This window comes from Streptomyces sp. NPDC059957 (assembly GCF_042730015.1).
GTDB lineage: Bacteria > Actinomycetota > Actinomycetes > Streptomycetales > Streptomycetaceae > Streptomyces.
The window spans coordinates 21845-36737 of sequence record NZ_JBHWMB010000047.1; the positions used below are offsets into that span (position 1 = coordinate 21845).

A 14893-nucleotide genomic window follows, 5' to 3' on the forward strand; every position below is an offset into this window, starting at 1 on the left:
TCCCGCACCCGAGGAGATCCGCCTTGATACGCCCCGCCCTCGCCGGCGCCGCGGGAGTGCTCGCAGCCGCCCTGGCCGTGACGCTCCTGCCCGCCCTTCCCGCCGCCGCGGCGGACGCCGCCAAGGCGCCACCGGCCCCGCCGTCCGACGCCAAGCTGGCGGCCGAGTCCGCACGGCACGACCTGACCCGGGAGCAGTTCTACTTCGTGCTCCCGGACCGGTTCGCGAACGGCGACCCGCGCAACGACCGGGGCGGGCTGACCGGCTCCCGGCTGGAGACCGGCCTGGACCCGACGGACAAGGGCTTCTACCAGGGCGGGGACCTCAAGGGGATCACCGACCGGCTGGACTACATCAAGGGGCTCGGCACCACGGCCATCTGGATGGCGCCGATCTTCAAGAACCAGCCGGTGCAGGGGACGGGCAAGGACGTCTCCGCGGGCTACCACGGGTACTGGATCACCGACTTCACCCAGGTCGACCCGCACTTCGGGACCAACGCCGATCTGGAGCGGCTGATCGACAAGGCGCACCGGAAGGGGATGAAGGTCTTCTTCGACGTCATCACCAACCACACCGCCGACGTCGTCGACTACCGGGAGGCGTCCTACGGGTACCTGTCGAAGGGCGCCTTCCCGTACCTGACCAAGGGCGGGGAGCCGTTCGAGGACGGCGACTACGCGGGAGGGAAGGGGAAGTTCCCGAAGACCGACGGCGACTCCTTCCCCCGCACCCCCTTCGTCCCCGCGGCCAAGAAGAACCTGAAGGTCCCGGCCTGGCTCAACGACCCGACGATGTACCACAACCGGGGCGACTCCACCTTCGCCGGGGAATCCTCCGACCAGGGTGACTTCTTCGGCCTCGACGACCTGTGGACCGAGCGTCCCGAGGTCGTGGAGGGGATGGAGAAGATCTACGAGAAGTGGGTCGAGGACTTCGACGTCGACGGCTTCCGGATCGACACCGTCAAGCATGTCGACACCGGCTTCTGGACCCAGTGGGCCACCGCCCTCGACGCGTACGCCGCCCGGCAGGGCCGCAAGGACTTCTTCATGTTCGGCGAGGTCTACTCCGCCGACACCGCGATCACCTCCCCGTACGTGACCCGGGGCCGGCTGGACGCCACCCTCGACTTCCCGCTCCAGGAGGCGATCCGTTCGTACGCCGCCCAGGGCGCGGAGGCCGGGCGGCTGGCCTCCGTCTTCGGCGACGACTACCGGTACACCACCGACAAGGCGAACGCCTACGAGCAGGTCACCTTCCTCGGCAACCACGACATGGGCCGCTTCGGGACCTTCCTGAAGCAGGACCGGCCGGGGGCGGGGGAGCAGGAGCTGCTGGACCGGTACCGGCTGGCCAACGAGCTGATGTTCCTCTCCCGGGGCAACCCGGTGATCTATTCCGGCGACGAGCAGGGCTTCACCGGCGCGGGCGGGGACAAGGACGCCCGCCAACCCCTCTTCGCGTCCAAGGCGGCCGACTACCTGGACGACGACCAGCTCGGAACGGTGCGCACACACGCGAGCGATGCTTACGATCCGGAGCACCCGCTCTACAAGCAGATCAGTGCTCTCGCACAGCTGACGAAGGCCCACCCGGCCCTCCGCGACGGCGTCCAGAGCGAACGTTTCTCCAACGGGTCGGCCTACGCCTTCGCCCGCACCGACACCCGCACGCGCACCGAGTACCTGGTCGCGGCCAACAACGCCACCGAGCCCCGCACCATCGAGCTCGACGCCCCGGCCGGCGCCCAGTACCGCACCCTCTACGGAGGCACGGCCCTCCTGCGCGCCTCGGCCGCCGGCAAGCTCACCGTCCCCGTCCCGGCCCTCGGCTCCGCCGTCCTCCAGGCGATCGCCCCGGCCGCCAAGCCCGCCACCGGGCCCGCCCTCACCCTCAAGGCCCCGGCCCCCGGAGCCACCGGCACCGTCGAGCTCTCGGCCGAGGTCTCGGGCGACCCCCTGAACCGGGTCGTCTTCGCCGCCCAGACCGGCACCGGCAAGTGGCAGGTCCTCGGCTCCGCCGACCACGCCCCGTACAAGGTCACCCAGTTCATCGACCCGGGCACCGCCGCCGGCACCCCGCTGCGCTACAAGGCCGTGGTCGTCGACTCCGCCGGCCGCACCGCGAGCGCCCTCGCCGCCTCCGTCACCGGGCAGACCCCGCCCGCCGAAGTCCCCACCGCCACCCAGCGCGACTACGCGATCGTCCACTACAACCGCCCCGACGGCGACTACACCAACTGGCGCCTCTACGCCTGGGGCGACATCGCCGAGGGCGAAGCCACCCCCTGGCCGGCCGGCCACGACTTCACCGGCCGCGACGCCTACGGCGCCTTCGCCCACGTCAAGCTGAAGCCCGGGGCGAGCAGCGTCGGCTACCTCGTCATCGACAAGGACGGCACCAAGGACGTCGCCGCCGACCGGACCATCGACGTGACGAAGACCGGCGAGGTCTGGCTGGAGCAGGGCAAGGAGCCCGTCCGCACCGACCGCCCCGCCTACCCGCCGCAGGACCAGTCGAAGGCCGTCCTGCACTACCAGCGCCCCGACGGCGCCTACGAGGGCTGGGGCCTGCACGTCTGGACCGGAGCGGCGACCCCCACCGACTGGTCCAAGCCGGTCCTCCCCACCCGCACCGACTCCTACGGCGCCGTGTACGAGGTGCCCCTCGCAGCCGGAGCCACCAGCCTCAGCTACATCCTCCACAAGGGCGACGAGAAGGACCTCCCGTCCGACCAGTCCCTCGACCTGAAGAGCAACGGGCACGAGGTGTGGATGCTGGGCGGCAAGGAGAAGTACCTCCTCCCGCAGCCCGCCGGCAGCGCCGCCGCCCTGGACCTCACCAAGGCCCAGGCCGTCTGGATCGACCGCGACACCGTCGCCTGGAACGCCCCGCCCGCCGCCGCCTCCCTCCAGCTCCTCGCCTCCCGCGAAGGCGCCGTCAAGGCCGAGAACGGCACCCTGACCGGCCGGGCCCAGTGGCTTCGCCTGGCGAAGACCGAGCTGACCGCCGCCCAGAAGCAGAAGTACCCGCACCTGGCCGCGTACGCCGCCCACACGGTCGACCCGCGCGACCGGGACCGCGTCCGCGAAGCCCTGCGCGGCCAGCTCGTGGCCAGCGCCCGCGCCGCCAACGGCGCCGTCCTCGCCGCCACCGGGGTCCAGCTCGCCGGGGTCCTCGACGACCTCTACACGACGACGACCGCCCTCGGCCCCGTCTTCAAGGACGGCCGCCCCACCCTCTCCGTCTGGGCCCCGACCGCCCAGCACGTCGCCCTCGAACTCGACGGCGGCCGCACCGTCCCGATGCGCCGCGACGACGCCACCGGCGTCTGGTCGGTGCGCGGCGACCGCGACTGGACCGGCAAGCGCTACCGCTACGCCGTCACCGTCTGGGCCCCGAGCACCGGCCAGGTGGTCCGCAACCTGGTCACCGACCCGTACTCCACCGCCCTGAGCACGGATTCCACGTACAGCCTGGCCGTGGACCTCGCCGATCCGAAGCTCGCCCCGTCCGGCTGGCGCGAGCTGAAGAAGCCCGCGCCCGTCCCCTTCACCTCCGCGCAGATCCAGGAGCTGCACATCCGCGACTTCTCGGTCGCCGACCGCACCACCACCCACCCCGGCCAGTACCTGGCCTTCTCGGACACCGCCTCGGCGGGCATGCGCCACCTGCGCGGGCTGGCCGCCGCCGGGACCTCGTACGTCCACCTCCTGCCCGCCTTCGACATCGGCACCATCCCCGAGAAGCCCGGGGACCGCACCGAACCCGACTGCGACCTGAAGGTCTACGCCCCCGACTCCGAGGAGCAGCAGGCCTGCGTGGCCGCCGCGGCCGCGAAGGACGCGTACAACTGGGGCTACGACCCGCTGCACTACACGGTCCCCGAGGGTTCGTACGCGAGCGACCCCAACGGCACGGCCCGCACGGTGGAGTTCCGCCGCATGGTGCAGTCCCTGAACGGCGCGGGCCTGCGCACGGTCATGGACGTGGTCTACAACCACACCGTGGCCGTCGGCCAGTCCGACAAGTCGGTGCTCGACCGCATCGTCCCCGGCTACTACCAGCGGCTGCTGGCCGACGGCTCCGTCGCCACCTCCACCTGCTGCGCCAACACCGCCCCCGAGAACGCCATGATGGGCCGCCTCGTCGTGGACTCGGTGGTCACCTGGGCCAAGCAGTACAAGGTCGACGGCTTCCGCTTCGACCTCATGGGGCACCACCCGAAGGCCAACATCCTGGCCGTGCGCGCCGCCCTCGACGCGCTGACGCTCCAGAAGGACGGGGTCGACGGGAAGAAGATCGTCCTCTACGGGGAGGGCTGGAACTTCGGCGAGGTCGCGAACGACGCCCGCTTCGTGCAGGCCACGCAGCAGAACATGGCCGGCACCGGCATCGCCACCTTCTCCGACCGCGCCCGTGACGCGGTCCGCGGCGGCGGCCCCTTCGACGAGGACCCGCGCGTCCAGGGCTTCGCCTCCGGCCTCTTCACCGCCCCCAACGCCTCCCCGGCGAACGGCACCCCGGAGCAGCAGCGCGTCCGGCTCCTCCACGACCAGGACCTGATCAAGGTCGGACTGACCGGCAACCTCGCCGGGTACGCCTTCACGGACTCCACCGGCCGATCGGTCAAGGGCTCCGAGGTGGACTACAACGGAGCCCCGGCCGGTTACGCGGCGGCTCCCGGCGACGCGCTCGCGTACGTCGACGCCCACGACAACGAGACGCTCTTCGACGCCCTGGCGTTCAAGCTCCCGGAGGGCACCTCCACGGCCGACCGGGCCCGCTCCCAGGTCCTGGCCATGTCCGTGGCCGCCCTCTCCCAGGGCCCGGCCCTCTCCCAGGCGGGCACGGACCTGCTCCGCTCCAAGTCCCTGGACCGCAACTCCTACGACAGCGGGGACTGGTTCAACGCCATCCTGTGGGACTGCAAGGACGGCAACGGCTTCGGCCGCGGCCTGCCCCCGGCGGCCGACAACCGCGCGAAATGGCCCTACGCGAAGCCCCTGCTGGCAGCGCCCGCACCCGGCTGCGCGGAGATCGGCGGCGCCTCGTCCGCGTACCGGGACCTGCTGAAGATCCGTACGACGGAACCGGCCTTCGCCCTCACCACCACCGAGGCAGTCCAGGCGAAGCTGGCCTTCCCCCTCTCGGGACCCGAGGAGACCCCGGGCGTGATCACGATGGTCCTGGGCGACCTGGTGGTGGTCTTCAACGCCGCCCCCACCGCCCTGACCCAGCGGGTCCCGGCCCTCGCGGGCACGGCCTACGCCCTGCACCCGGTCCAGGCCTCGGGCGCGGACCCGGTGGTCCGCGGGGCGGCCTACGACCCGGCGAAGGGGGAGTTCGCCGTCCCGGCCCGCACGGCGGCGGTCTTCAAGCGGGGGTGACCCGTCAGGGCGGGGGTACGGGTCAGTCCGAGTTGACCAGGGTGAGCTGATCCAGCCGCTTCTCCAGCAGGATCACCCCGTACACCCGCCCGTCCTTGCCCTCTTTGTGGGGGAACTCCCCGACCACCCGGTAGCCCGCGGACTGGTAGTACGCGACCAGCCGGGGGTTCGTCGAGACGCAGTCCAGCCGCGCCCGTTCGCGGCCGGTCCTGGCGATGCGCCGCTCGAAGTGTTCGAGCAGCCGCCGGCCGGCCCCGACGGGCGCGGCTTCGCGTTCGACCATGAGCCGGTGCACGTAGCCGGCCACGGGCGGCTGGATGCCCCAGGCCTCCTCGTCGGACCACCACAGCTCGTACGCCCCCACGGCGTGCCCGTTGCCGTCCGAGGCGATCCACACCTCGCCCTCGCGCATGACCGCCCGGAAGTGCGCGGGGTCCTTCTCGCCGGGCTTCCACTGCTCGATCCCGTGCGCGGCCATCCAGCGGGCGGCCTGGTCGTACAGCGCCACCAGTGTGCCGGCGTCCTTCTCCTCGGCCTGCCGGAACACGATCCCGTCGTCAATGATCACGCGGGCATTATTACGCGCTATTCGATCAAGGACGGTCCATCAACGCGGACCGGTCAGCGCGGACCGGTCAGCGCGGACCGGGCACCGAGGGGCCGGCTCCCGTGGGAACGAGGGCCACCAGCCGCCCCACCAGTTCCCCGAACGGCCCGTCGGCCGGCTCGTCCACCAGGATCCGTACGAGAATGCCCGCCATCTCCGCGTCGTAGGCGGCGCTCACCGCGGCCAGCGCCGCGAAATCGTGCACGAGCTGCAACTCCAGCTCGGCGCGCGGGATCCGCCGGCCGTCCAGCCAGATCAGCGCCGTCGACTCGGCCAGCGACACCCACGAGCGCACCACGAGCTCCAGCCGGGCGGGCGGAGCCTGCCGGTCGACGCCCAGGTGCGAGAGGATCTGCTCGTACGCCGCCTGCCGCACCTCGTCGATCATCGCGTTGGCCCGGCTGCTCCCGACCGCCGGACCGCCCCGCATCAGCGCCGAGAAACCGGGCCCGTGGTCCTCGACGAAGGCGAAGAACCGCCCCATGACCCGGAGCAACCGCGCCCCGAGCGGCCCCTCCTGGGGCTCCACGAACCGCAGCGCGAGCTCGTCGGCGGCCCGCCGCAGCGCAGCCTCGTAGAGGCTCAGCTTGCCGGGAAAGTAGTGGTAGACGAGCGGCCGCGATATCCCCGCGGCCGCCGCGATCTCGTCGATGGACACATCGTCGGGCGACCGGTGGCTGAACAGCTCCAGCGCCACCCCGATCAGCTGCTGCCGCCGCTCCTCGACACCCATCCTGCGCCGCACCCCGGTTGTCATGCGGCCACCCTACTGCGCACCCCCGCAGGGGCCCCCTACAGGTCCAGGACCAGGTGGTCCGAGGCCGCGCGGGAGACGCACAGCAGCATGGAGTCCTCGCGTTCACCGTCCGTGAGCAAGGTGTCGCGGTGGTCGATGTCCCCTGCCAGGACCCGGTGTTGGCAGGTACCGCAGAAGCCCTGCTCGCAGGAGTACGGGGTATTGGGCAGCTCCCGGCGGACCGCGGTCAGGGCGGATTCCGCCGCCGCCACCTCCACGACCCGCCCCGAGCGCCGCAGTTCCACGGTGAAGGGCTTCGCGTCCCCGCCGGCCGTCGCCGGGGCGAACCGCTCCAAGTGGACCGGGGTGCCCGCCGGCGCCGCCGCCTCGACCGCCGCCATCAGGGGGGCCGGGCCGCAGCAGTAGACCAGGGTCTGCGGGCCGAGCGCGCCGAGCACGCTCAGGTCGGGGAGGCCCGCCTCGTCCTCGGGGACGACGGTGACCCGGTCCCCGTACCGCGCGAGTTCGGCCAGGAAGGGCATCGAGGCCCGCGAGCGGCCCCCGTAGAGCAGGGTCCAGTCCGCGCCGGCCGCCGTCGCCGCCCGGAGCATCGGCAGGACCGGGGTGATGCCGATCCCGCCCGCGACGAAGGCGTAGGACGGGGCCGGGGCGAGGGGGAAGCGGTTGCGGGGCGGGCGGACCGGGAGCTCCGCGCCCTCCACCAGCTGGGCGTGCGCCTCGCGCGAGCCGCCGCGGCCGTCCGGTACGAGCCGGACCGCGATCGTGTAGCGGCCCCGGTCGGCGGGGTCCCCGCACAGGGAGTACTGGCGGACCAGCCCCGACGGGAGCTGCACGTCCAGGTGCGCACCCGGGGCCCACTCCGGGAGCTCCGCCGATTCCAGCGTCAGGGACAGCACCCCGTCCGCGGGCTCCGTACGGGAGACGATCAGCGCCGGGATCCACCGGCGCGGCGAGTACCCCGAGACCGGGGTCTCCAGCGCGGGCAGCGGCCAGAGGGGCGATCCGGAATTGATGCGCCGGCCGATCGCGCGCTTCGCCAGCCATGCGGCGCCCGCGAGCGCGGTCACCGTGAGGGCGCGCCTCATCCGCGGGCACCGCCGTTCGGGCCGTGGGAACCGGCGTGGGCTCCGTGGGAACCGGCGTGGGTTCCGTGGAATCCGCCGTTGGCGCCGGGGGAGGAGGCCAGGTAGGCGACGGCCTGCGCCGTGGAGCCCTCCTGCGAGGGGTGGTAGGTGCGCGAGAGGTACGTCGGGATCGACTTCAGCATCGCGCCCGTGGACGGCAGGGTCCCCTTGCGGCCCGAGCGGTAGAACTGGCCCACCGAGGCCTTGGATCCCGGCGGGAGCCCGGGATCGTGCTCCATGAAGTAGCGCGATCCGCGCTGCCACAGGAAGACCAGCGCGGTGAAGGCCGTGGCCCAGGTGCGCGCCCGGCGCCGGTAGTTGCCGTCCAGGTGCATGAACAGGTCGAAGGCCACCGACCGGTGCTCGACCTCCTCCGCGCCGTGCCAGCGCAGCAGGTCCAGCATCATCGGGTCGGCGCCGCGCCGGTCCAGCTCGTCGGCGTTGAGCACCCAGTTGCCCAGGAAGGCCGTGTAGTGCTCGATCGCGGCGATCATCGCCACGCGCTCCATCAGCCACCACTTGCGGGGCCTGCCCGGGGGCAGCGTCCGGTCGCCGAGCATCTTCTCGAAGAGCCAGTCGATCTGCGCCGTGTAGGGCGTCGGGTCCAGGCCCAGCCGCTTGAGGTGGGGGAGCACGTCGTCGTGCGCGCTCGCGTGCATGGCCTCCTGGCCGATGAACCCGACGACGTCCTCGCGCAGCCGCTCGTCCGTGATGTACGGGAGCACCTGCTTGTAGACGTGCACGAACCAGCGCTCGCCCGCGGGGAGCAGCAGGTGCAGCACGTTGATGGTGTGGTTGGCGAAGGGGTCGCCGGGCAGCCAGTGGAGCGGGGTGTCCTCCCAGGAGAAGGACACGTTCCGGGCCTTGAGATTTATGGGTGGAGACGCCACGGGGGCGGGCGACGCGGGCGGCGTATTAGACATGGCGTCAATGTACTGATGGGTAGAGGGGAGGGAAACCCCTCTCACGCCACTTCCTGCCGCCCCCGCGCCGGGCCGGGGGCCGGGCCCCGCCCCCGGCCGAGCCCCCGGCCGGGACTACCTCAACACCCCTGCCTTCGAGCCGTCCGTGAGCTTGCCCGTCAGTTCCACCTGCGCCCCCGCAGGAGCTTTCACCGCCAGCCGGTTGCCCACCGCGACCCCGCTCACCTGGCCGCCGCCCACGGTCAGTGAGGCGAACTGCGCACTGCCTGCCGCCAGGACGTACCACTGCCCGGCCTTCGACTTCCACAACACCCCGGCCAGCACCCGCGGCTCCCGCGGTCCGCACGCCGGCGAGCCCTCGGCCTTCGCCGCCTGCGCCGCCAACGGCGCGCCCGGGGCCAGGAACTGCGCCTGAACCCGGTCCGCCGTGCCCTGCCAGGTCTCCGCCCGGGTGCACAGCCAGGTCGCCGTGCCGTCGCCCTCCGGCAGCGGCTGCTTCGCGTACGTCCACGCGTTGACCGTGCGCACCCCGTGCGAGCGCACCGAGGGCAGCAGGCACGCGATCCGCGACCAGTCGCCCAGCTCCGCGCCCTCCGTCACGTTCCGCTCGGCGCCCGGCGCCCCCGAGGTCAGCCGGGCCGGGGTCAGCTCGCCCAGGTCGGTGATGAGCCGGGTCGAGCCGTCGCCGGTCATCGCCAGCGCGTTCCAGCTCGTACAGGTGCCGTCCGGGGCGGGGCTCGGCACCGGCGGAGTGACCCCCTCCGGCGTCAGCTCGAGTCCCGTCGGGGCGTCCGCCGGCTTCAGCAGGTCCCGCCGCGTCGCAAGCGTCACCCACGGCGCCGCCAGATAGCGGACGTTGCCGTCGACCCGGCTGAGCACCAGGGCCGCCGCCGTGTCCGCCGAGGCGCCGTCGGTCCGGGCGAAGTCGAGGGCGGCGATGTCGGTGCCGGAGCGCGGTTCGGCGTACCGCACCACGCGCAGGCCGTCGTACAGCAGGACCACGACGGCCTGGTCCACGGTCCCGGCGAACAGCAGCTGCGGGGGCCCCATCGGCGGCCCGGACGGGGTGCCGGGGGTGGCCGAGACCACGACCGAGCGGCCCGGGCGGGCCCAGACGGCCAGCGCCCGCCGCAGCAGCGCGGCATCGTCGACGCGGTCGCCGCGCGCGGGCCAGCCGGAGTAGTCGGTACGGGAGGAGGTGCCCCAGACCGCGGGCGGGACCCGGACCAGCTGTCCGGGGTCCAGGGCCTGCTCGGCCGCCGCGTTCCTCGCGTAGAGGGGGGCGGCGGCCCCGTCGGCCCCCCACCCGCCGCCGGGCAGCGCGAGCAGCACCCCGCACACGGCCAGGGCGACCCCGGCGGCGATCCCGCCCCGCACGAGCCGGCGGCGGCGCAGCAGGTCGGTGGGCCGGGCCTGCAGCACGCAGGGGTCGAACTCGGGGGAGGCGAACAGCTCGTCGGTCGAGGGATCCCCCGACTCCGCGACGGCGGCGGCCGGGTTGGCCACGCCCGCCTCGGTCAGCACCCGCAGCACCTCGGGCTCGGGCAGCCGCTCCAGCGCCCGCAGCACGCACGCGGCCCGGCCCGGCCCGTCGAGGGTGGCCAGCCACTGGTCGAGGGCCAGCTCCTCGGCCCCGCCCGAGCGCGGGAACAGCCGCAGCCCCCACACCTGGGGCAGCAGCGGCGGCAGTTGGGCCCGCCGGGGCAGCGCGCGGAACGTGAGGGGGATCCCGGCCTCCAGCGCGGAGCGCAGCACGCGCAGCCGCACGTACGCGTACCCGGACTCGGGCCCCGCCCCGCCCCGCTGCCCCGGAACCCCGCCCTGCACCGCCGCCTGCGCGGCCGCCCCGTCCCGCCGCCCGCGCGGCAGGGCGCGCTGGGCCAGCGAGTGGGCGGTGAGAACCCGCCGGTTGCGGCCGAGGGCGGGCGGCAGCACCAGGTAGGCCAGTCGCACCAGCCGTGGATAGTGCTCGACGATGGCGGCCTCGGCCTGCTCGACATCGGGCGGGAGGGGGCGGGTGGCGGTATCCGGCGCAGTCACGTTCAGCAGAACGAGCGAATGGTCGGATGGTCACCGGGTCCCAGCGCGCATGTTCGGACCGGTTCTCCCGGCGCGGCGCTCCCGGCGCTCCGGCCCGGCCGGGAGGATCCCGCGGAGGGATCAGGCGATGAGGCGGGCGCGCAGTGCCTCGACCGTTTCGTCGGGGACGCCGAGGCCCTCGCGCACGTACTTCTCCATCGAGCCGTAGCGCGTGTTCACCTCGTCGAACGCGGCCTCCAGGTAGGAGGGGAAGACGCCGATCAGCGCCAGCGCGATGTCCGGGTCGCCGCCGGCCGCCGTGAAGCCCTCGATCATCGGGGCGAACGCGATCCGCACCGCCGGGTTGACCGACAGGTACTCGCTCATCAGCGTCTCGTCGTCGGCGCCGAGCAGGGACAGGACCACGGTCGCGCCCCAGCCCGTACGGTCCTTGCCCGCCGTGCAGTGGAAGAGCAGCGGCCCGGACGTCGGGTCGGCGAGCTCGGTGATCAGCAGTCGGTACGCGGCCTGCGCGGAGGCGGAGCTGACCAGTGAGCGGTAGATGCCGGCGAACAGCGCCTGCGCCTTGCCGCCGCCCAGGTGCTCCTCGGCCACCACCGGGTCGGACAGGAGGTCCTTGAGCTGGGCGGCGGGGATCTTCCCCGGGCCGGCGTCGCCCGAGCTGTCGGCCGCCATCTTGTCGGCCAGGGCGTCGGCTATGAGCATCCGGGTTCCGGCCGGTATCCGGTCGGGGTGATCGCCGCGCTCCACGCCGGAACGGAAATCGATGACGGTGCCGATGCCCAGCGCGGCCACCTCCAGGTCGACGTCGAGGTCGAGCCGGTCGAGCTGGCCCGAGCGCAGCGCCAGGCCCGGGCGGACGGTGCGGCCGTCGGCGAGCGGAGTGCCTCCGAGGTCCCGGAGGTTGGCGACGGTCGTGGCGGAGGTGGCGGTCATCGTGGCGGCTCCAACGTGATCAGAGATCAGAGAAACGTGATCAGAGAAACGTGATCAGAGAATCGAATGATCAGGGAAATGGATGGCTCAGGATGAAGCGCGCTGGGTGACGCGTGTCATCCATCTGATTTTCGGAGATTTCGCTCCGGAAAGGTAATCGGCGGCCAGGGAGACCCCGAGGCCGAGCCCCAGTGCCACCAGGTGCCCGGCGTCGGTGAAGGTCCGCTCCCGCCGCAGCACCGGCCGGACGGCGAGCGCCAGCAGCCCGACCCGGGCGGTGGTGCGCACCGGACCGCGCGGGAGCGCCGAGGTCAGCGCCCCGAGCACGGTGTTGAAGCCGTAGCTGGTGCCCACGTCCACCGCCCGCCGGGTCCGGGGGCCGGCCGTCCGGCGGAGCACGCCGTGGACCAGGAGGGTGGCCGTGACGTGCCCGAACAGGAAGGCCGCCGCCGTCCACCAGGCCCCGTAGGCGTACTCGGCGTACCCGAGGACGGCCACCAGCAGGAGCGCGTACGGCAGCGGCATCGGCTCCTCGACGAGGAAGGCGCTGGCCGGCAGGGTCTCCCAGCGGCCGGCGTCCAGGTTGTCGGCGTTGGTGGAGCAGCGGCGCAGCAGCCGCTCCCGTGCCTCCGGCTCCAGCCGCTCCAGGGCGTACGCCCCGAGCTGGACCGCGCCCGTGTACACCGCGCTCATCGGGACCGTCAACGGTAAGGGGATCATCGGACCATGATCGGCCACGGGGGCGCCCTTGGGCGAGGCGGGGGGCCGTGGCAACATTCCCAGGTCATGTCAAACAGCCCCGCGCCGATGCGCGCCACGCGGGCCGCGGTATTCGCGGCGGTGGCCGTCGTACTGGGTGCGGCGGGGCATTCGTACATGTCCGGTACGGACCTTCCCGCGATGGTGCTTCTGTCCGCCTTCGGGCTGACCGGAGGGCTCGCCTGGCTCTCGGCCGGTCGCCGGCGCGGACCGCTCCCCATCGCCGCGTCGCTGCTCGCGGTGCAGGCGGTCCTGCACCTCCTGTTCTCCTCCTCTTCCGCCTCCTCGCCGGCCCCGGCCGGTGGCCGCCATCGGGCGGATATGGGTACGGGTACGGGTGTGGGCATGGACGCGGGCGCGGCCGACGCCGTGCAGGGCATGGGCTCCATGGACGCCATGAGCGGCATGGAGGGCATGGCCGCCATGGGTGACATGGCCGCCGGCCACGCCCATGACGGGCTCGGCATGATCGCCGCGCACGCCCTCGCCGGGCTGTTCTGCGCGCTCTGGCTGGCCTGGGGCGAGGCCGCCGTCTTCCGGCTCGCCGCCGCCCTCGCCGCCGGGGCGCTGCTCGCCGCCCGGCCGCTCTCCCGGGTCCTCGCCCTGCTCCGGGCGCGCGGGATCCCCGTACCGCCGGCGCGGGCGTTCCGGCCCGCCGGGTACGAACGGCCGCGCACCCTGCGCGGCGCCGTCCACGCGCACACCGCGGAGCGGCGCGGGCCGCCCGCGCGCGCACGGATCCGTACCACGGCCCCCGGCCGTCCTGCCCGCGCCTGACCGAACGGCGCACCCCTGGTGAGGGGGCGGCGAGACCTGGGGCCGCCCCCCCATGTCTTCGCCAACACCTAGGACACGCATGTCTCTCGACGAGGTCGGGAAACTCCGCTCAGCGGACCCCGACGCCCCCGACGCTCCCGACGCCCCCGAGACCACCGCGGCCGAGCCCGCCCCCGCCCGCGGGCCCGGCACCTGGGCCGCCCTGCGGCCGCTGCTCCTGCGCCTGCACTTCTACGCCGGGCTGCTGATCGCCCCGCTCCTGCTCGTCGCCGCCACCACCGGGCTGCTCTACGCCGGATCCTGGCAGGCCGAGAAGTTCCTCTACGCCGACGAGCTGACGGTCGACCGCGTCGGCGCGAGCGCGCAGCCGCTCAGCGCGCAGGTCGGCGCCGCCACGAACGCCGCGCCCCAGGGCAAGGTGACGGCCGTGTGGCCCGCACCCGAGGCGGATGCCACCACCCGGGTGATCATGGAGAGCCCGGGACTCGCCGAGGGCGAGACCCTCACCGTGTTCGTCGATCCGTATACGGCCGAGGTCCGCGGGAAGCTCACGACCGTCGGGGACGCGCTGCCGTTGCGGGCCTGGCTGAGCGAGTTCCACGCCAGCCTCCACCTGGGGGAGTTCGGCCGGAACTACAGCGAGCTCGCCGCGAGCTGGCTGTGGGTGGTCGCGCTCGGCGGGCTCGCGCTGTGGATCGGCCGCAAGCGCGCCCGTAAGGCCGCCCTCGTCGTGCCGGAGGTCCGCACGGCGACCGGCCGCCGCAAGACCCTGTCCTGGCACGGCTCCGTCGGCGTCTGGATCGCGGTCGGCCTCGTCGGCCTCTCCATCACCGGTCTGACCTGGTCGAGGTACGCCGGCGAGAACATCGGGGAACTCAAGGACGGCCTCGGCGGGGGCACCCCGGCCGTGGCCGCCAAGCTCCCCGGCGCCCCGGCCGCCGACGCGGGCGGTGAGCACGCCGGGCACGGCGCGGCCGGCGGTGACCAGGCGGCGATGCCCGCCCCCGTCGATGTCATCGGCATCGACGGAGCGGTGGCGGCGGCCCGGTCCGCCGGGGTCACCGAGTCGCTGCGGATCAGCCTGCCCACCCCGGGCAAGGGGTACGTGGTCAAGGAGCAGGACAAGCAGGTGCCGGTGCACCTGGACGCGGTCTCCGTGGACCCCGCCGACGGCCGGGTCATGGACGAACTCCGCTTCTCCGACCACCCGCTGCTCGCCCAGCTGACCCGCTTCGGCATCGACCTGCACATGGGCCTGACCTTCGGGTTCGCCAACCAGCTGGCCCTGGCCGCGCTGGCGGTCCTGGTGATGTTCATGGTCGTCTGGGGCTACCGCATGTGGTGGCTGCGCCGCCCGACCAAGGAGCGCACGTTCTCGGCCGGCCGCCCCCAGCCGCGCGGAGCGTGGCGGAAGCTGCCGGTGACGCTGCTGCTCCCGCTGGCCGCGGCGACGGCCGTCGTGGGCTGGTTCGTGCCGATGCTGGGCATCAGCCTGCTGGTGTTCCTGGCGGGCGACCTGGTGCTGGGCTTCGTCGCGTCGAGGCGCGGGGCCGGGGCCGGCGCCTAGAGCGTGCTCC

The 14893-nt window shown here is 73.4% G+C and carries 10 protein-coding genes; 3 read left to right on the top strand and 7 right to left on the bottom strand.

Annotated elements, in window-relative coordinates; translation table 11 throughout:
* Positions 1-23 precede the first annotated feature (23 nt).
* On the top strand, positions 24-5393 hold the full coding sequence (pulA, locus tag ACFWBW_RS27510; protein WP_385377541.1) for a pullulanase-type alpha-1,6-glucosidase: 5370 nt from the start codon (positions 24-26) through the stop codon (positions 5391-5393).
* Between the two features lie 22 nt (positions 5394-5415).
* On the opposite strand, the gene ACFWBW_RS27515 is transcribed toward pulA, so the two are convergent.
* The 7 genes from ACFWBW_RS27515 to ACFWBW_RS27545 all read right to left on the bottom strand — a co-directional run bounded on the left by ACFWBW_RS27515 (position 5416) and on the right by ACFWBW_RS27545 (position 12500).
* On the bottom strand, positions 5416-5961 hold the full coding sequence (locus ACFWBW_RS27515; protein WP_385377544.1) for a GNAT family N-acetyltransferase: 546 nt from the start codon (positions 5959-5961) through the stop codon (positions 5416-5418).
* A gap of 67 nt (positions 5962-6028) precedes the next feature.
* Positions 6029-6757 (bottom strand): TetR/AcrR family transcriptional regulator, encoded by a 729-nt coding sequence (locus ACFWBW_RS27520; protein WP_385377547.1) that lies wholly within the window; start codon positions 6755-6757, stop codon positions 6029-6031.
* A 35-nt stretch (positions 6758-6792) separates the two neighbouring features.
* Positions 6793-7842, bottom strand: coding sequence for a PDR/VanB family oxidoreductase (locus ACFWBW_RS27525; RefSeq protein ID WP_385377550.1), 1050 nt, complete (start codon positions 7840-7842; stop codon positions 6793-6795).
* Positions 7839-8804, bottom strand: a complete 966-nt coding sequence (locus tag ACFWBW_RS27530; protein ID WP_385377553.1) for a metal-dependent hydrolase — start codon at positions 8802-8804, stop codon at positions 7839-7841. The genes ACFWBW_RS27525 and ACFWBW_RS27530 overlap by 4 nt, the downstream gene beginning before the upstream one ends.
* Positions 8805-8918: 114 nt before the next feature.
* The gene (locus ACFWBW_RS27535; protein WP_385377556.1) at positions 8919-10844 is read right to left on the bottom strand and encodes a hypothetical protein; all 1926 of its coding nucleotides are present in this window, start codon (positions 10842-10844) and stop codon (positions 8919-8921) included.
* 120 nt (positions 10845-10964) lie between these two features.
* Positions 10965-11780, bottom strand: a complete 816-nt coding sequence (locus tag ACFWBW_RS27540; protein ID WP_385377559.1) for a tyrosine-protein phosphatase — start codon at positions 11778-11780, stop codon at positions 10965-10967.
* Positions 11781-11867: 87 nt separating this feature from the next.
* The gene (locus tag ACFWBW_RS27545) at positions 11868-12500 is read right to left on the bottom strand and encodes a rhomboid-like protein (RefSeq protein ID WP_385377561.1); all 633 of its coding nucleotides are present in this window, start codon (positions 12498-12500) and stop codon (positions 11868-11870) included.
* Between the two features lie 66 nt (positions 12501-12566).
* On the opposite strand from ACFWBW_RS27545, the gene ACFWBW_RS27550 reads away from it, so the two are divergent.
* Both ACFWBW_RS27550 and ACFWBW_RS27555 read left to right on the top strand, forming a co-directional pair.
* Positions 12567-13316 carry a hypothetical protein gene (locus ACFWBW_RS27550; RefSeq protein ID WP_385377564.1) on the top strand — a complete coding sequence of 250 codons (750 nt, stop codon included), beginning with the start codon at positions 12567-12569 and terminating at the stop codon, positions 13314-13316.
* A gap of 79 nt (positions 13317-13395) precedes the next feature.
* On the top strand, positions 13396-14883 hold the full coding sequence (locus ACFWBW_RS27555; protein WP_385377567.1) for a PepSY-associated TM helix domain-containing protein: 1488 nt from the start codon (positions 13396-13398) through the stop codon (positions 14881-14883).
* Positions 14884-14893 lie beyond the last annotated feature (10 nt).